Source organism: Parvibaculum indicum (genome assembly GCF_011762095.1).
Classification (GTDB): Bacteria; Pseudomonadota; Alphaproteobacteria; order Parvibaculales; family Parvibaculaceae; genus Parvibaculum; species Parvibaculum indicum.
This window is the reverse complement of the sequence record NZ_JAASQO010000003.1, coordinates 1-16,115: the sequence shown is the minus strand read 5'-3', so window position 1 is coordinate 16,115 and position 16,115 is coordinate 1. Positions and strand designations below refer to the sequence as shown.

Genomic DNA, 16,115 nt, shown 5'->3' with positions numbered 1-16,115 from the left:
AAGGAGCGGCGCAAGTGCCGCAAAAAACGACATCGAAATCGCTAGCACTCGCCTAGCGTTTCCGTCGGGGAGTTCGCGGCACACTCAGGTCGTCCACATCCTGCCAACGCACGATTTTGGACATGATGTCGGGATGACGAGATTCCAGATACTTGTCGGATCGACTTATGAACCGGGACATTTCGGTGAAAGCGAGGTCCGGATTGCGATCTTCAATCGCCTTGAGAAGCCGTCCGTACGCCTTGATCTGATAATCACGCTCGCCTTCGGTGTAAGTTATGCCGACTTCCGACGCATTCGTAATGTTGTGAAGCGAACTGATCAGAAATCCGATCAAGGGATTGCCAGACGCCCACGCAAGCACGTCGTGGAAACGCCTGTTCTCCTCCATATAGGAGTCGCAAGATACGGACAGCGTCTTCAAAGTGGCCAATGACGTATTCAGCTTGTCGATATCCTCATCGGACGCACGCTCCGCCGCAAGCGCCGCCATGGTCGGGCCCATCGCTTGCCTCACTTCAATCAGCGAACGGAATGTGGTGCCGAGAAACTGCAGCAGCAACGCCATTGTACTGGCAAAATCTTTCGGTCGGGGCTCCTGAACGATCGGCCCCCCCCCGGGGCCGGGCCGCAGAAAAATAATGCCCTGCAGTTCCAGAAACCTGAGCGCCTCCCGCAAAGTCGCGCGGGCCACGCCATACCGTACGAGCATCTCCTGTTCCGGTGGCAAGCGATCTCCGACCTCTGCACCTTGCCGCTCAATGTCCTCGACAATCTGCCTCGCAACTGTGAGGGCACGCTTGCCGGATCCTTTCGGAAATCGGCCGACTCGCGAAACGGACACGCTCGCTTTCATTCGGATACCCGCATTCTTCGTTTTCAAGACCAATCGCCCCCCATCAGGAAACGATTGGGCGAACCCGACTACAACACCATCGTCCGTGTTTGCAACATTCCATCAATTTATCATAATGGATTCTGACTCTTAATATACATACGAAGAACATTGGAAAAAGCGTTTGATGTCAGAAAACCGGACCTTGTTCACCCTTGTCCAAAATCTCAAAATTGCGGCGGATGCATTCGGCCCCGACCATGGGCGTCCGGTCATGCTCGCCCATGGCGGCGGACAGACACGCCATGCTTGGCAAGCCTGCGGTAAAAGGTTGGGACAGAACGGATATTACACCCTCGCCGTCGATTTGCGCGGGCATGGCGAAAGCGACTGGTCTCCGGACGGAGACTACAGAATGGAGCGCTTCGCGGAGGATCTCCTCGACATCGCGGACGGCTTCTGCGTGCCTCCGGTCCTGGTCGGCGCATCTCTAGGCGGCATTGCGGGCATGATCGCGCAGGGAGAATACGCAAAGGCCGGACGGCGCGGATTTGCGGCGCTGGTCCTCGTCGACATCACCCCTCAGATGAATATGGAGGGTGTTCAAAAAATCCTCGGATTCATGTCGTCGAATGTGGAAGAGGGCTTCGCCTCACTTGAGGAAGCAGCCGATACGATCTCGCGCTACATGCCCGGCCGGCCTCGTCCCAAAAATCTGAGCGGACTGGCGAAGAACCTTCGCCTCAGGGAAAATGGTCGCTACTACTGGCATTGGGATCCGCGTTTCGTCACCGGCACGCAAAGGCCGCAAGGCAGCCGCGAACCCGAACGCCTCCAAATGGCGGCACGTTCCCTGAAAATACCGACGCTCCTTGTCCGCGGCCGCGACAGCGACCTCGTAACGGTCGAAGCAGCGCGGCAATTCGCCGAGATTGTTCCTCATTCCGAGTTTATCGATGTCGCAAATGCGGGCCATATGGTGGCGGGCGACAAGAACGACATCTTTACAAGCGCCGTTCTGGATTTTCTGACGCGAATGGCACCTGCCGCAGACGCATCGTAGCCCCAGCCCGGACGGATTCATTCACGCGCGACGCCTTCGACAGATGAACACAAGTCAGACAGATGAAGATCGAGAAGAGGAAGGGAGGAAGCCGATGTCGAATCTGGTTCTTCGCAAGGACAGCGGGCGTATTTGTACGCTGACGCTCAACCGTCCGGAAACCTTGAACGCACTCAATGTCCCGCTGTTCGAGGAACTGCGCGGGCATGTGGATGCGCTTCGTGGACAGGCTAACGGGGTAGCGTGCGTCATCATCACGGGCGCAGGCAAGGCTTTTTCAGCCGGCCACGATCTGAAGGACATCCAGAATGGCGAGCGCCCGCCGGAACCGCATTTCCAGGCGAAGACCATTCAGGCGCTGGCCGAGCTGCCGCAACCGGTCGTCGCCCGCATCCACGGGCATTGCTATACTGGCGGACTGGAGCTTGCGCTCGCGGCGGACATCATCATCGCCGCGCGCTCCGCCATGTTCGGCGACACGCATAGCAAGTGGGGACTGAGCCCGCTCTGGGGCATGACGCTAAGACTGCCGCGTCGCGTCGGGCTGTCGAAGGCCAAGCAGATGATGTTTACCTCCGATATTTTCGCGGCGGAGGCGGCGGAGCGTATGGGGCTGGTCGACATTTGTGTCGACGATGTCGAACTGGAACAGGCGACAAATGACCTTGCTCAGCGTATCGCCGCCAATTCAACCTACAGCAATCAGGTCAACAAAAGTCTGCTGGGCGCGACCGACGGCATGACCGCCCAGGCGGGGCTGGCCTACGAACTCGCGCATAGCCCCGGTGCCTGCTACGACGCGCGCGACCGGGTCGCCTCATTCGGAAAAAAATGACGGCGGGCCACGCGCCGCGCTGCCTTCGACCTCCTTCGATCTTATGTGGCGGGTGGAAGTTTTCCACCCGCCACCCCCAGGTTCAGCCCGGGATTCTTGCCGGCAAGGCCTCATAGCCCTTGATGAAGTTGGAAATGACCCGCTTTGGTTAGCCGACCACTTCGATCGGATTATCGGGTCGGCGCTTCAGAATTTCTTCCCAGACGATGCGGAAATGCAATCTGGCAACCCACCGGAATATGCTTATAATAATTTAACAGGGAGAGAGTCGGCTAACCGGCACCCCCTATGTCACGCATTCGCAGGCTTCTGGAAACGCAATGGAGACGCCGTCATGAGTGAATCCCTGGGTGCCGCTCGAGACAAGCCGATTGCGGACGCCTACGCGATCCCGCTTGAGGAGATCGATGTCAGTAATCCGGAGCTCTTTAGGGCGAATGCGATCTGGCCGTATTTCGAGCGGTTGCGCCGCGAAGATCCGGTCCATTACTGCAAGGAAAGCGAATACGGCTCGTTCTGGTCGGTGACAAAATACAAAGACATCATGCATGTCGACACCAACCACGGCATCTATTCGTCTGAAGCGACCCTGGGCGGCGTCGCCCTCCGCAATCAGGAAGAAGGTTTCTTCCTGCCCATGTTCATCATGATGGACCCGCCGAAGCACGACGCGCAGCGCAAGGTTGTGAGCCCGATCGTCGCACCCGGCAATCTGGCGAAACTCGAAAGCACGATCCGCGAGCGCGCCGGCAAAATTCTCGATTCCCTGCCCATCAATGAAACCTTTGACTGGGTGGATCGCGTGTCGATCGAACTGACAACGCAGATGCTCGCCACTCTTTTCGATTTCCCCTGGGAAGAACGCCGGAAGCTCACCCGCTGGTCGGATGTCGCCACCGCGGGCACCGCCTTCGGCGATGAGGAGGCAGAGAAGGCTCGCAGGAATGAATTGCGCGATTGCGCCGCCTACTTCACCGAGTTGTGGAATCAGCGTGTCAACGCGACCGAGCCGGGAAACGATCTCATCACCATGCTGGCTCAGGGCGAAGCGACGAAAAACATGGGGCCGATGGAGTATCTGGGAAATATTCTTCTCCTGATCGTCGGCGGGAACGACACGACCCGCAACTCGATCACCGGTGGCCTTCTGGCCCTGAACGAGAACCCGGTTCAATACAACAAGCTGCGGGACAACCCATCGCTCGTCGAATCCATGGTCCCCGAAATCATCCGTTGGCAGACACCCTTGTCGCATATGCGCCGCACCGCTCTTCAGGATACGGAGCTTGGCGGCAAGCAGATCAAGAAGGGCGACAAAGTCGTCATGTGGTACGTCTCGGGAAACCGGGACGAGGAGGCAATCGAAAACGCCAACAGCTTCATCATTGACCGCAAGCACCCCCGCCAGCACCTGTCCTTCGGCTTCGGCATCCATCGCTGCGTCGGCAACCGGCTGGCGGAAATGCAGCTCCGCGTCGTCTGGGAAGAGATCCTGAAACGCTGGCCCGACAAGCCGATCGAAGTGGTTGGCGAACCGACGCGGGTTTTTTCAAATCTGATCAAGGGTTACTCGAGCATGCCGGTCAGAATTCCAGGCTGATGCAAAACACCGGAACGCATTTCCGGGCATCAGTCACAGGATGTCGCGGGCGGGGCCGTGTCGCCGCCGCTACCTGCAAGGAGAGGGCATGCGAAAAATAGGACTCGGCATGTGCTGGAACGACCTCACCGCCGGCGAGGAGTTCCGCACCATCGGCCGGACGATCACCGAAACCGACCTGGTCAATTTCATCAACACGACAGGCATGGTGGAAGTGCTCTTCACCGATATCGAATATCTCAAGGCCCATGGCCCCATGAACGGCCGTGTGGTGCCCGGCGCGCTGGTCTATTGCATGGCCGAAGGTTTGCTCGTCCAGTCGATGATGCAGGAGACGGGCCTCGCCTTCCTGCACATGGAGTTCAACGTCAAGGGACCTACCTTTGTCGGCGACACAATTCATGTGGAATGCAAAGTGCTTCAGGCGCGACCGACATCCAGGGGGCGCGGTCTGGTGCGCACCCGCAACCGGATCGTGACCCAACGGAACGAAACGGTGATCGAATATACGCCGTTGCGAATGATGGCCGGCCGGTTCGACGCCTCCCGAACATAAAATACGGCATACGGCCGTCAGCGTTCCTCGGGAAATCCTCGGCCCGCGGCAAGAGAGGCCACCGTGCGCATGGCGCTCAGCATCATCGCCGGATCGGCGCTGCCCTTGCCCGCAATGTCATAGGCCGTTCCATGCGCGACCGTCACATGCAGGTAGGACGGCCCGAGGATGATGGCGCAATTGCCGGAAAAGCCCCATGTCTTGACCGCGCTGTGTCCCTGATCGTGATACATGCCGAGGACGATATCGTATCGGCCGCCACGAAATCAGGGCTGATGATTTCGCAAACGCGCCGGAGCGGAATATGGTCGGTCAGATGCGCGACGCGGAGCGGCCCGGTCAGCAGAACAAGATAGCTTTCGCCGGGCGAGAAACACCCAGTTGTGCTCGAAGATGTGCTTCATCTCGAGATCGAACAACTCGGGATCGGTGAATATGGCGCGATTGAGCATGAAGCGCCCGCTCGATGTGTCCTCGAAAAGCCAAGAATCGAGCCTGTGGCGAATGCGATCGAGTGGGTTGCTCACACCGGATGCACGCATTGCGCTTCCTTCCTCGCCGTTTGGCCAGCCACGAGACTGACACACGATTATTTTCCTGCCCGGCGACAAACCGGCTTCGACCCTCAACAAATCCGGAGTCCATCGCATCGCAAGGTGTCACATGGTCGTGTAGCCTCCGTCGACGACAACCTCGGAGCCGGTCATGTAGGACGACTCGTCGGATGCCAGAAACAGGACCGCATAGGAAACCTCGACGGGTTCGGCCGGCCGGCCGATGAGCGTGGCGCTCAGGACCTGTTTGGCGACATCCGCATCTCCGAGGAGATCCTTTGTCATATTCGTGCGAATGATTCCGGGGTGCACGGAATTCACGCGAATCTTGAAAGGCGCATAATCCACAGCCGTCGATTTCGTCAGCAAGCGAACGGCGCCCTTCGATGCCTGATACGCCGCCGTGGCGGGCGCACCGATCAGTCCGTAGATCGAGGAAATATTGACGATCGAACCGCCGCCAGCCGCCTTCATCGCGGGTAATATATATTTCGTGCCATAGAATACGCTTTTTACATTGACGTCGAGAACACGTGCGAAGTCTTCATTCGAGGTGTCTTGCACAGCAGAAAAAACGAGAATACCGGCATTGTTCACGAGGATGTCGACGCGTCCGAAAGTGGACTTCGCCTGCTGTGAAATCCGCTCCCAATCCGGGACGCTCGACACATCGTGCCTGAAAAATCGCGCCTGCCCACCGTTATCGTTAATCTCCTCGACCACGGCTTTGCCGCCCTTCTCGTCCATGTCGGTAACGATCAGCGTTGCGCCTTCGCGCGCAAGCAGCAAGGCGTGGGAACGCCCCATGCCATTGGCGCCGCCCGTCACAAGGGCGATTTTTCCGTCTACCCGTCCCATCCAGTCCTCCCGTTGCGAGTGCGGCGGCCGCATCCGGCGCCGTCACTCAAACCGCCGTCTACGCAACTCCGAGCTCGCGTTTCGCGAAATCGGTAACGCTCTTGTAGTCGGCCTTGCCGTTCGGCGCGCGAAGAGGCACGGCGCCCACCAGGATGCGCTTGGGCGTTTTGTAGCCGGCGAGGTGCGAGCGGACGTGCTTGCGCAAATCCTCTTCGTCAAACTTCGCGCCGTTCGCCAGCGTGACGATGCCGGTGACCGCCTGACCCCATTTCTGATCGGGCACGCCGACAACAAGTGCGTCCTCCACGGATGGGTGAGTCTTCAGAACTTCCTCGACCTCCTCCGGGTAGACCTTCTCGCCCGCGGTGTTAATGCAAACGCTGCCGCGTCCCAGCAATGTCAGGCTGCCGTCCTTTTCCACAACGCACCAATCGCCGGGAATGGAATAGCGTTCGCCGCCAATGGTCTTGAATGTCTTGGCCGTCTTTTGCGGATCCTTGTAGTAGCCAACGGGAATCGGTCCCCCTAGGGCGATGATGCCCGGCTTGCCGCTGCCTGGTTCGACCGGCTGATCGTTTTCATCGAACACGCGGCACCGGCCGCCGATCTGGAACTTGGCGGTCTTGACCTCGCCGGCGCCCGTCATGATCGAACTGCCGAAACCGAGTCCCTCCGAGGCACCGAAAGAATCCATCAGAATGACATTCGGCAAATGCCTGAGCAGACCACGCTTCACTTCCGCGCTCCACATAACGCCGGAAGAAATGATCGAGACGACGCTGGCCAGGTTGTATTTGCCAGGCGCCTCGTCGAGCGCCGCCAGCATCGGCCGGGCGAAAGCGTCGCCGACAATTGCCAGCGAATTGACACCATGGCGCGAAACCGCCGTCCAGAGTTCATGCGCGTCGAGGGTCGGGCTCTCCAGCGTGACGATGCAGCCGCCGCTCATCATGTTGCCTATAGCCGTAATGAAGCCGGTGCCGTGCATCAGCGGGCAGGCAGGCATCGATACGGGTCCCGGACCGGAAGCCGCGATAAACTCAACCAACTCGGGAAGTGTCTCGGGGATCGGCCCCAGCGCCCGAAGCGTCGTCAGCTGAGCTTCGCGCATGTCGTTGTGCCGCCACATCACGCCCTTGGGCATGCCCGTCGTGCCGCCCGTATAGATGAACAGCAAATCGTCCGGAGACCGCTCGATGCCGAGCGGCGCGCCATCTCCGCCAGTGACGATCTTTTCGTAATTTTCCGCGAAGGGCGCGGCGGATCCGTCTTCGTTCACTTCAATGAAAGTGGCGACTTTTGTCAGCCGGTCTTTCAGTTCGACGATGATGTCCCGGAACTCGGAACCGTAAACGACCGTTTGGGCGTCGGAGTCATTGAAGATGTAGAAAACTTCGTCCGCCTTGTAGCGGTAGTTGATGTTGACATGGACAAGACGGCTCTTGAAGCAGGCCGCCATGGTCTCGACATATTCGGGCCGGTTTCGCATATAGAACGCGACCTTGTCGCCGGGCCTGGCACCGCGTGCGATCAGCGCCCGCCCGAGATTGTTGGACCTCCGTGTCGTTTCCGCCCATGTGATCACCCGATCGCCATGAATGAGAGCGGGCGCTTCCTGCGGTAAAACCGCCGAGATACTGTCGAGAATGTCACCGAAATTCCAAGCCATATGATCCTCCCTGAAAAATCCGGTCTTCGGGGGTCGGCTTTTTTGCGATCACGCCGTTCCGTCCTTAACCGTCCGTTGCCTCAACCGACCCGTCGCCGGACGTTCCGGCAAGCCGTCAAGCACGCCGGAATGCCGTTCATCGAAAATCCCGCATCATACGGGTGTGAACACCGGCAGCGCGTATCCCTCGCCGGCCTCGGTAAATTTGACCCTGACTTTCTGTCCGATGCGAATCTTGTCGATTTCGCAATCGACGATATTCGTGAGCATCGAAACCCCTTCATCAAGCTCAACATAGGCAATGACATAAGGAGGCTTGGCTTGCCGCGTGACCGAATAGCTGTAGATAACGCCATTGCCCGAAGCCTCGACGAACGCCGTGTCCTCCGAGAAGCAATGCGGGCAAATCGTCCGCGGATAGTAATGCGCCTTGCCGCAGGCGTTGCAAACCCGGATCAGGAGTTGTCCCCTGGCGGCGCCTTCCCAATAGGGCTTGCTCTCGGAATTGACCACAAGATCGATCTTTTTCTGGTCGGTGCTCATGCGTCTTCATTTCCCAGAATAACGGTTGCGCTGCCCATCCGCGATCCCAGAAGCCCGCCGGTTCCATGCGCCAGCGCAATATCGCAATTGCGAACCTGAACCTTTGGGTGAGCCTCACCGCGAACCTGACGAACCGCTTCAAGAACCTTGGTCATGCCGCCGCGATTGCCCGGGTGATTGTTGCACAATCCTCCGCCATCCGTGTTGAAGGGCAGTTTGCCGACGCCGGAAATCAGATTGCCGTCCGAAACAAACTTTCCGCCGTCGCCTTTTTTGCAAAAACCCAGATCTTCGAGCGTTTCCAGCACTGTAATAGTGAAGGAATCATAGATGGAGGCGTATTTGATGTCGGCGGGCGTGACACCGGCTTCGGCGAACGCTTTGGGCCCGCTCCAACGCGCGCCGGAATAGGTCAGATCGACCTGGCCCGCCGCGAGATGCTTGGGCGCCTCACCGGCGCCGAGAACCTTGACGCGGCTACGCTTCAGCGACTTCGCCACTGCCGGGCTCGCCATTACAATGCCGCCACCACCGTCGGTGATAACGCAACAGTCGAGCCTGTGTAACGGATCGGCAATCATCGGCGAATTGATGACATCCTCCACGGTCACAACATCGCGGAGCCTGGCATGTTCATTGTGCTGGGCGTGATGGGATGCGGCGACCTTGATCCATGCGAGTTGCTCGCTGGTGGTGCCGTATTCATGCATATGCCGCATCGCACACATGGCGTACATATTCGTGACGTTGGGGCCATAAGGCATTTCGAACGGAAAGTCCGGCGCCTGCTGGTTGTAGTAACGGACGGGCTTACCTTCTTTTGCGTCGGCAACCGGCCTGCCTGCCAGCGTGATCAGCGCCACATTGCAATGCCCCGCAGCGATGGCCTGCGCTGCGTGATTGACATGGACGATGTAGGAAGACCCGCCGGTCTCCGTGCTGTCCATATGACGCACATTGTTGAGGCCCATATATTCGATCATGTTGATCGGGCCCAACCCCGGTGCGTCGCCGGCGCAGAAATATGCGTCAACATCGTCCTTTGAAAGACCAGCGTCCGCCAGCGCGCCCTTCGCGATCTCGGCGTGAAGTTGCGGCAGCGTCTTGTCCAGCGCCGCGCGGCACGGATGCTCGTAGATTCCGACTATATAGGACTTTCCGTTGATACCCATCCCTATCCCTTATCATGATTTTCTTATTGCTTAGCGCATTCGTGGGGGATACGTCCACCTGAACTTGCCCCCAACCTTGGACCGGGCGGGCTGGTCAAACGGCGGCTGCGGCATATGCAAAATCCGGGTGATAGAAGACGCCTACGAAGCGGACGTCATGAGTCGCCAGCATGTCAGCGAAGACGATTTACGTGAAGGACAAGTGCTTGCGTGTCGTATTAGTCCGCGCAGCGATCTGTCCGTCCAGGTAATCGGGAAGATGGGCAAGGCCTGGATGATAGGTCCCGAGCGATCGAGTATCAGCCAGACCGCTGATGGTGACAATGAGCGCTCTCGCGCTCACGTTCCCAAGGAAACCAGTCGAAAACCCGTCCAATAGCCGCAGCTCTCAGGTATACCGTTTGCTCACAAGCAGCATCACCCGTTATGAATTCTCACTTACAAGTCTTCCGGGAAGCATCAGCTCCAAACGGGCACACGACTTTGCGAAGTCAAGACGAACTGAAGCCCCAAAGCCTTCGGCCCGCCTCTGCATATTGACGACGCCATGGCCTTTGCCTGGTTTCACCGGATCGTGCAGGTCGTTTTCGACAATGATCGCAGCTCCCCTGCTGCGAGGTTCCCCCCGAATTAAGATGCGCGTCGCAGGTCCATGCTTCAGGGCATTGGTGACCGCCTCCTGCATAATCCTCAATACCGCCAGTGCGTTTGCAGGGGTTACGCCGGTGATCTGCGGCATGGCTTCCATGGACCATTCCAGTTTGACGCCTATCCGGCGCAACCGCGGCTCAAGACGCTCGCGCCAGCCCGCAAGCGCGACAAGCAGATCGCTATCGCCGATATCCAGCGACTGGATCACGAGACGAAGATCGTCCAGCGCTTCACGCGCCGAAGAACTGATAAAGGCGCCGTTCACATCGCTGCGCTCGGCCAGTGCGATGATCGATACCAGATGGCCGCTGAGACCGTCATGGAGATCGGACATCAGCCTCTGCCGTTCCCGCTCCAGAACGCTTTGCTCTCTCAGACAGCGATCCCTCTCATGGAGTTCATTCAGCTCCTCCTCCTGTTCGGCGAGGCGCCGGAGCAGGACATCATTGGCCTGATCGACCAGATTAAGGCTCTGCGCCAGACGCCCCATGAGAACGATCATAATGACGACGAGGATCATCGTCCGCATATAGGGCGTCAGCAGGAACACGCCGTCATTGAGGCCCAGCCCCATCAGCAGATCATGCGCGGCGAACCAGGCGCTCAAGGCGAAGGGCACCGACAGCATCGCGCCTTGCCACCCGCCGTTCTGCGAGAAACCCCGGATCAGGATCGATGCCGCAACGGCATAGGAAACGATCATGATGGCGATACCGGCCACAATGGCGGCGGGTAAGCCGACAACACCACTCACTCCGAACAGGAACAGTGCCAGCGGCACAAGCCAGACGGAAATGCGGAGCCAATGTGGGTGGTCCCGGCCCGTCAGCGCCATGGCCACACCGATGGCCATCAGTCCCACCCCGGCGACGCCCGGGAGGAGGTAAAGCCTGCTACCATCGAGAAATTGCCCAACAACCGGCGACTGGGAGAGAACGAGAACCAGGCTCCAGCCGGTGACGAGCGTCAGCCACTGGAATACAGGATCGTGATATCGGAACAGCAGGATCGTCACGAACCCCATCACGGCGACGACATGGAGGGCAAAGGTCATCGCGCGCCATTGTTCGGTCAGCATGTCGGCGATCCGGCGATACCCTTTGACGTCCTTTGCCGCTGAAACATAGACGGGTGACAGATAGCCCGAGAGCCATCCATCCGTCCGGATCAAACGTATTTCGAGATCGTTGTTTCCGCCGATGTCGATGAAACGCCGCGGCAATGTTGCGGCATAAGCATATCCGCTTCTGGGGCTCGACCATGAGGAGCGCGGCATCCGGGGCAGGAGATGCCCGTTCAGACGAACCTCGATCGTCTGCCGCACCACCGGAATAAAGAGAGCAAGTTCGGTATCAGGCAAATCCTTCGGAACGAACGATATACGATAGGTTGCCGTTTCCGGACCGAATGCCGTCTCGTGAACCCAGCGCGCGGGCAGGCTGACGATCCGGTCCGGTTTCCCCCCTTCATGGAACTCGGCCGTGTCGAGACGATAGTAATGGCGCGGTTCGGGAATCTGCACGATTTGCGGAAGCGCTGCGATGAATGCGATGACGGCGACAAGCACCAGCAAGGCCATATGCCGCCCTCTCGGGACAGAAGCCGTCATATGGATCGCCGTCATAGCCGGATGATCCCCTGCCGCGTCGCTTCGAACACCGCTTCCGAGCGGTTCGAGACCTGCAGCTTTCTGTATATGTTGCGAATGTGAACCGGTATCGTCTGCCGGGATATGCCGAGGCTGGCAGCCAGTTCGTCACTGGTAAGTCCCTTCGCTATACCCCAAAGGATATCCATTTCTCGCGGGGTCATTTTCGGCGCATCCTTGTCTTCCGCCGCGCGCTCCGCCCGCTCGGCCAGACGTTTGACGAGAACGCGCGCGATGCGGGACGAAATGGGCGATCGCCCCGCCATCAAGTCGTTGATCGCCTCGACCAGATCGACCGGATCGGCATCTTTCAGGAGGTAGCCCGATGCGCCCGCCTCGATCGAATCGAGCACGGTCCGATCATCGGCAAGGACCGAGATGACCATCGCCTCGGCGTGCGGCTGAATCACGCCAAGAGCCTTGATTGCCTCTATCCCATTGCCGTCGGGGAGATTCAGGTCGGTGATCAGCAGATCTATCTCGCTTTCCCGGATCGCGGCGAGCGTGTCCGACAGCGTCGCGCTTTCAGCCACCAGCTCCCCGCCATCCCAATCCGCGATCAGACGGACAAACCGCTCCCTTACGGCGTCGTCATCCTCCGTCACGATAATCCGGCATATGGAGGCGCCGCGTTTTCCGGATTGCCCGTCACCGTCTGAAACACTCATGTGAAGCCGCCCTCTCTCCTGCTCACAATGCCGCACTTCCCGGTAAGTATGCTGCAGCAACCATGCCCCTGACACCCCCGGCGCGGCCAAAGAAGGGCGGATTTCCGCCTTTCCCGCGCTCACAATGCAGGTAAGCACTTCAGGCAGCGGCGCGTCTTTGCCCATACCCAGTTCTTGGTATTGAGCTCCTGACGTGTTTTCGGGCGTTCTACCCCCTGCTCACACACCAGCGTGAAGGGGAAACAGGGTGACTTCTACTGCAGAGACAAGAATGTGTGACCGGGTGCTGAAATGGGCCCGTTGCACGACATCGGTAGCCGCGATTCTGGCGCTCATGTCCAATCCGGTCCTCGCCGCCGAAAGCTGTTCGGCGCAATCGGGAGATGTCGCCGCGGGGATTTCCGATTTCCAGAGCGATGCGGACAAGACCTCCGATCAGGTCGAGAACGACTATGCGAGCGCCACTTCCAGCAGCTATGCGAAGGATTTCTTCGAAAAGCTCGATAACTACAACAGCAAGGCTCAGGACGCCGCCGACCTCATCAACAAGACCTATGACCTTACCGGATACACCTCGCCGCTGAGCGAAGGAAACGTTCAGAAGCACATCCCGCCGCAGGTCACCATCACGATGAGCAATGCCAACGAGCTTGCGCAGGCGGCGTTGGATGAAGACAACACCAAGCTCGATATCGCAGATATGCGATGCAATCAGGACACGGAAGATGCCGCTCTCGGCGCATTCCTGGACCAGGCGGACAGCTCCACGGTTTCGAAATACAAGTCGGCCAAGAAGACGGCCTGCCGGATCGTTCATGTGCTTGCCAGCCTCCAGGACAAGCGGGAGAAACTCAACGAGATTCGGGAAAACGGCTATTCGCTCTTTTATCTGCACGCCAAGGAGAAGAAGAGCTTTGACGGGCACAGCCGGACCATTCAGCTCAAGGTCGACCTTCGTCTCTATCCTGAATACCCGGATGATGCGGGCGGAAACGACAACCCGACCGGGCAGCCCGTCCTGCTCGGCCAGTTGGAGAAGATCAACCTTTCCTACAACTCCTATTTCAAATGGAGCGACAACAACTGGACCGAGCTCAACCTGTTCCAGAAGCTCGTCGACGATCATGACGAAGACGAATTCTGCTGGGCGAAGATTCCGATCACGAGCAGCGTGAAAGTGAAGCTTTGCTCCAAGGTCGAGTCGATGAGCGACACCGAGATCAAGGTAAAGAGTCGCGCCAAGTTTAAGTACAAGGGCGAAACCCACGGCGTCAGCCTCGGCTCGGTCACGGTTCCCGCGCCCTTCGGATATCTCGCAGACGTCTCCGATATGAAGGAGAAGAAGATGCAGGATCTGCAGTCCAAGGTCGCGGACCGTATCGCCTCGCTATTCGGCGGCTTTGAAGACCTCAAGGACAAGGCCGACGAGTGGAAGAAATCGTGCAGTTGACCGTATCGGCGTCTGCCACGACGGTAATGGTTGAACGTCCGGAGCGGTATCGTTCCGGACGTTTTTCCTCTTTTGCCAGACAGGGTCGCGCGGCTCTGGCCGCCGGCTTATGCGTCATGCTTTCCGGGTGTTTTGGCGGGTTGCCCCGCGTTGAAAACCGGCCCATACCGTTTCAGAATCTGGGGCATGACTGGCACAGGCATTTCGCATACGGTCTTCAATTGCTGGAAGACGACAGCCTTGCGGTCAACAAGAACGTCTTTGCCCGCGCGGCCTTTTCAAGCGCGGCACGCTTTTCCCAGGATTATGCACCGGCCTACATAGGACTCGGCGTTTCCGAGATGTCCCTGGGAAATTTCGCTTCGGCACAAATCGCCTTCCTGAATGCCGCGCTGATCGACGACCGCAGCACATACTGGGCATTGTCCGCCATGGCGGCGCTGAAGAATGGCGACGAAATCGTCGCCCGCTCCCTTTTCGATGCCATGCAGGCCTCGCATATACAGGACGACGACCCGGCCACCCGCTTCATCCGCGCCGTCTATCTGCCGGGCGACACGGCCTATTCCAGCCCGATCGCGACCATTCCGCACGAAGCCGATAATGTGCAGGCGGAGAAAGGCCTGAGAGCCTGTTCCAAAAAGAGGTGTGTGATTTCAGCGGCTTATGATTCTGTTGGTTTGCGAACTAACAGGAGATCGATATGCCGTGGACTGAAATCACACGTGCGCAGTATGAGCGGGATAGCGCGCGCTACGCAAGCGACCTGACGGACGGGGAATGGGCACTTATCGAGCCTTTCATGCCGGTGCCCAACCGGATCGGCCGACCGCGCCGGACGGATTTGCGGGAGGTCGTGAACGCGCTTTTGTACATCGCCTCGACGGGCTGCCAATGGCGCTTTCTGCCGAAGGACTTTCCGCCTTTCTCCACGGTGCAGAAATATTTCTACCGCTGGCGTGACGAGCGTTTGCTGGAGACGATCAACCACCACCTTTTGTTTGCTGCCCGGGAGCGGATGGGACGAGAGGCTCAGCCGACGGCCGGTGTGATCGACAGCCAGAGCGTGAAAACCACCGAAAGCGGTGGCCCGGTGGGCTATGATGCCGGCAAGAAAACAAAAGGCAGGAAGCGTCATATCCTGACCGATACGGAAGGCTTCCTCGTCACCGCCCTCGTTCACGCCGCCGATATCCAGGACCGTGACGGCGCGCCTGCTGTGCTCGCCAGGGCGCGCTACCGCTTCCCATGGCTGCGTCATGTCTTCGCCGATGGCGGATATGCAGGGCAAAAACTGCGCGGCGCCTTGACGAAGATCGGAGAGTGGAGGGTCGAGGTCATCAAGCGCTCCGATCTCGCCAAAGGCTTCGAGGTGTTGCCGCGCCGATGGGTGGTCGAGCGCACCTTCGCATGGCTTGGCAGGTCACGCCGCCTCGCCAAAGACTGGGAGAGAACCATCGAAAGCGCCATCGCATGGCTCTTCATCGCCCACATCCGCATCGTCACACGACGTCTCGCAAGGCCATGAAATCATTGCCGCCTTTATGATTCAGGCTCTGACATGCGACAAGAACGCCAGGGACGACATCTGCCGTAACCTCAATATCGTTGCGAATATCTATTTCGTGCGCCGCTATTCCACGGATTCCAAATCGAGAGGAACCGACTTCTTCAACGATTTGACGGTTCAACTCGGAGCGACGCGCACGCAGGACTGGCAGAAGGAGGCCGGAGAATCTACTGTCAGTATACTGAGTGAGCTGTCTCTTTCGATCCCTGAAATCGAATATGCCGTGCGCCTCACGCCGCAGAATGTGAATAGCAGCGTATATGTGAACGCGGCGCCGTCGGTGGTCACCTCGATCGGCGAGGAGTCCGAAATTCATGAAGGATCGAACAAGACCATCCTCTACAATTCGTAAGCGGTGTTGTAGCCCCACCTTTCGCATTTTGAGGTGATGATTGATTTTGCTTCCCGTTGATTGGCGGGAAGGAGTTTCTCCATGGAGGCTA

Annotated in this window: 18 protein-coding genes and 1 pseudogene; 9 read left to right on the top strand and 10 right to left on the bottom strand. The window is 58.6% G+C overall.

Annotation, left to right across the window (positions count from 1 at the left end):
• Positions 1-52: 52 nt before the first annotated feature.
• Positions 53-883: a FadR/GntR family transcriptional regulator gene (locus tag FHS78_RS04475; protein ID WP_167090827.1), complete on the bottom strand. Its 831-nt coding sequence runs from the start codon at positions 881-883 to the stop codon at positions 53-55.
• A gap of 139 nt (positions 884-1,022) precedes the next feature.
• Here FHS78_RS04475 and FHS78_RS04470 point away from each other — a divergent pair, with 139 nt between their 5' ends.
• The gene (locus FHS78_RS04470; protein WP_167090823.1) at positions 1,023-1,898 is read left to right on the top strand and encodes an alpha/beta fold hydrolase; all 876 of its coding nucleotides are present in this window, start codon (positions 1,023-1,025) and stop codon (positions 1,896-1,898) included.
• A 94-nt stretch (positions 1,899-1,992) separates the two neighbouring features.
• Positions 1,993-2,733, top strand: coding sequence for an enoyl-CoA hydratase/isomerase family protein (locus FHS78_RS04465; protein ID WP_167090820.1), 741 nt, complete (start codon positions 1,993-1,995; stop codon positions 2,731-2,733).
• An 82-nt stretch (positions 2,734-2,815) separates the two neighbouring features.
• Here the strand turns inward: FHS78_RS04465 and FHS78_RS19325 are convergent.
• A pseudogene (locus tag FHS78_RS19325) lies at positions 2,816-2,953 on the bottom strand (cytochrome P450); the annotation flags it as partial.
• A 114-nt stretch (positions 2,954-3,067) separates the two neighbouring features.
• Between FHS78_RS19325 and FHS78_RS04460 the strand changes: the two are divergent.
• Positions 3,068-4,333, top strand: a complete 1,266-nt coding sequence (locus tag FHS78_RS04460) for a cytochrome P450 (protein ID WP_167091717.1) — start codon at positions 3,068-3,070, stop codon at positions 4,331-4,333.
• Between the two features lie 88 nt (positions 4,334-4,421).
• The gene (locus tag FHS78_RS04455; protein ID WP_167090817.1) at positions 4,422-4,889 is read left to right on the top strand and encodes a MaoC family dehydratase; all 468 of its coding nucleotides are present in this window, start codon (positions 4,422-4,424) and stop codon (positions 4,887-4,889) included.
• A 17-nt stretch (positions 4,890-4,906) separates the two neighbouring features.
• On the opposite strand, the gene FHS78_RS19220 is transcribed toward FHS78_RS04455, so the two are convergent.
• From FHS78_RS19220 to FHS78_RS04425, 6 genes are all read right to left on the bottom strand, one after another.
• Positions 4,907-5,122 carry a 4-hydroxythreonine-4-phosphate dehydrogenase PdxA gene (locus FHS78_RS19220; RefSeq protein ID WP_205305200.1) on the bottom strand — a complete coding sequence of 72 codons (216 nt, stop codon included), beginning with the start codon at positions 5,120-5,122 and terminating at the stop codon, positions 4,907-4,909.
• Positions 5,123-5,155: 33 nt separating this feature from the next.
• Positions 5,156-5,431, bottom strand: a complete 276-nt coding sequence (locus FHS78_RS19580; protein WP_281356561.1) for a hypothetical protein — start codon at positions 5,429-5,431, stop codon at positions 5,156-5,158.
• Between the two features lie 117 nt (positions 5,432-5,548).
• On the bottom strand, positions 5,549-6,334 hold the full coding sequence (locus FHS78_RS04440) for a glucose 1-dehydrogenase (protein WP_246220347.1): 786 nt from the start codon (positions 6,332-6,334) through the stop codon (positions 5,549-5,551).
• A 25-nt stretch (positions 6,335-6,359) separates the two neighbouring features.
• Positions 6,360-7,970: an acyl-CoA synthetase gene (locus FHS78_RS04435; protein ID WP_167090814.1), complete on the bottom strand. Its 1,611-nt coding sequence runs from the start codon at positions 7,968-7,970 to the stop codon at positions 6,360-6,362.
• Between the two features lie 153 nt (positions 7,971-8,123).
• Positions 8,124-8,513 carry a Zn-ribbon domain-containing OB-fold protein gene (locus FHS78_RS04430; RefSeq protein ID WP_167090811.1) on the bottom strand — a complete coding sequence of 130 codons (390 nt, stop codon included), beginning with the start codon at positions 8,511-8,513 and terminating at the stop codon, positions 8,124-8,126.
• Entirely contained in the window at positions 8,510-9,685 is a 1,176-nt protein-coding gene (locus FHS78_RS04425) for a thiolase domain-containing protein (RefSeq protein WP_167090808.1), read from the bottom strand. Before FHS78_RS04425 ends, FHS78_RS04430 begins: the two co-directional genes overlap by 4 nt.
• Positions 9,686-9,749: 64 nt before the next feature.
• Between FHS78_RS04425 and FHS78_RS19750 the strand changes: the two genes are divergently transcribed.
• On the top strand, positions 9,750-10,064 hold the full coding sequence (locus FHS78_RS19750; RefSeq protein WP_425500289.1) for a 2Fe-2S iron-sulfur cluster-binding protein: 315 nt from the start codon (positions 9,750-9,752) through the stop codon (positions 10,062-10,064).
• Positions 10,065-10,109: 45 nt separating this feature from the next.
• Here the strand turns inward: FHS78_RS19750 and FHS78_RS04415 are convergent, their stop codons facing one another.
• Both FHS78_RS04415 and FHS78_RS04410 read right to left on the bottom strand, forming a co-directional pair.
• Entirely contained in the window at positions 10,110-11,915 is a 1,806-nt protein-coding gene (locus FHS78_RS04415) for a sensor histidine kinase (RefSeq protein ID WP_167090802.1), read from the bottom strand.
• A 41-nt stretch (positions 11,916-11,956) separates the two neighbouring features.
• Positions 11,957-12,817, bottom strand: coding sequence for a response regulator (locus FHS78_RS04410; protein ID WP_246220346.1), 861 nt, complete (start codon positions 12,815-12,817; stop codon positions 11,957-11,959).
• A 106-nt stretch (positions 12,818-12,923) separates the two neighbouring features.
• On the opposite strand from FHS78_RS04410, the gene FHS78_RS04405 reads away from it, so the two are divergent.
• Genes FHS78_RS04405 through FHS78_RS04390 form a run of 4 tightly spaced genes read left to right on the top strand, consistent with a single transcriptional unit; the run spans position 12,924 to position 16,024 of the window.
• The gene (locus FHS78_RS04405; RefSeq protein WP_167090799.1) at positions 12,924-14,102 is read left to right on the top strand and encodes a hypothetical protein; all 1,179 of its coding nucleotides are present in this window, start codon (positions 12,924-12,926) and stop codon (positions 14,100-14,102) included.
• The gene (locus FHS78_RS04400) at positions 14,081-14,872 is read left to right on the top strand and encodes a tetratricopeptide repeat protein (protein WP_167090796.1); all 792 of its coding nucleotides are present in this window, start codon (positions 14,081-14,083) and stop codon (positions 14,870-14,872) included. The genes FHS78_RS04405 and FHS78_RS04400 overlap by 22 nt, the downstream gene beginning before the upstream one ends.
• Entirely contained in the window at positions 14,806-15,630 is an 825-nt protein-coding gene (locus tag FHS78_RS04395) for an IS5 family transposase (RefSeq protein WP_167090793.1), read from the top strand. The genes FHS78_RS04400 and FHS78_RS04395 overlap by 67 nt, the downstream gene beginning before the upstream one ends.
• Positions 15,631-15,646: 16 nt before the next feature.
• Positions 15,647-16,024 carry a hypothetical protein gene (locus FHS78_RS04390; protein WP_167090790.1) on the top strand — a complete coding sequence of 126 codons (378 nt, stop codon included), beginning with the start codon at positions 15,647-15,649 and terminating at the stop codon, positions 16,022-16,024.
• Positions 16,025-16,115 lie beyond the last annotated feature (91 nt).

Coding starts and splice junctions, on each gene's coding strand:
- FHS78_RS04405 (WP_167090799.1), top strand. CDS start 12,924: ATGTGTGACCGGGTGCTGAAATGGGCCCGTTGCACGACATCGGTAGCC.
- FHS78_RS04455 (WP_167090817.1), top strand. CDS start 4,422: ATGCGAAAAATAGGACTCGGCATGTGCTGGAACGACCTCACCGCCGGC.
- FHS78_RS04415 (WP_167090802.1), bottom strand. CDS start 11,915: ATGGCCTTGCTGGTGCTTGTCGCCGTCATCGCATTCATCGCAGCGCTT.
- FHS78_RS04390 (WP_167090790.1), top strand. CDS start 15,647: ATGATTCAGGCTCTGACATGCGACAAGAACGCCAGGGACGACATCTGC.
- FHS78_RS04435 (WP_167090814.1), bottom strand. CDS start 7,970: ATGGCTTGGAATTTCGGTGACATTCTCGACAGTATCTCGGCGGTTTTA.
- FHS78_RS04395 (WP_167090793.1), top strand. CDS start 14,806: ATGCCGTGGACTGAAATCACACGTGCGCAGTATGAGCGGGATAGCGCG.
- FHS78_RS04440 (WP_246220347.1), bottom strand. CDS start 6,334: ATGCGGCCGCCGCACTCGCAACGGGAGGACTGGATGGGACGGGTAGAC.
- FHS78_RS04410 (WP_246220346.1), bottom strand. CDS start 12,817: ATGGGCAAAGACGCGCCGCTGCCTGAAGTGCTTACCTGCATTGTGAGC.
- FHS78_RS04470 (WP_167090823.1), top strand. CDS start 1,023: ATGTCAGAAAACCGGACCTTGTTCACCCTTGTCCAAAATCTCAAAATT.
- FHS78_RS04425 (WP_167090808.1), bottom strand. CDS start 9,685: ATGGGTATCAACGGAAAGTCCTATATAGTCGGAATCTACGAGCATCCG.
- FHS78_RS19580 (WP_281356561.1), bottom strand. CDS start 5,431: ATGCGTGCATCCGGTGTGAGCAACCCACTCGATCGCATTCGCCACAGG.
- FHS78_RS19220 (WP_205305200.1), bottom strand. CDS start 5,122: ATGTATCACGATCAGGGACACAGCGCGGTCAAGACATGGGGCTTTTCC.
- FHS78_RS04465 (WP_167090820.1), top strand. CDS start 1,993: ATGTCGAATCTGGTTCTTCGCAAGGACAGCGGGCGTATTTGTACGCTG.
- FHS78_RS04460 (WP_167091717.1), top strand. CDS start 3,068: ATGAGTGAATCCCTGGGTGCCGCTCGAGACAAGCCGATTGCGGACGCC.
- FHS78_RS04430 (WP_167090811.1), bottom strand. CDS start 8,513: ATGAGCACCGACCAGAAAAAGATCGATCTTGTGGTCAATTCCGAGAGC.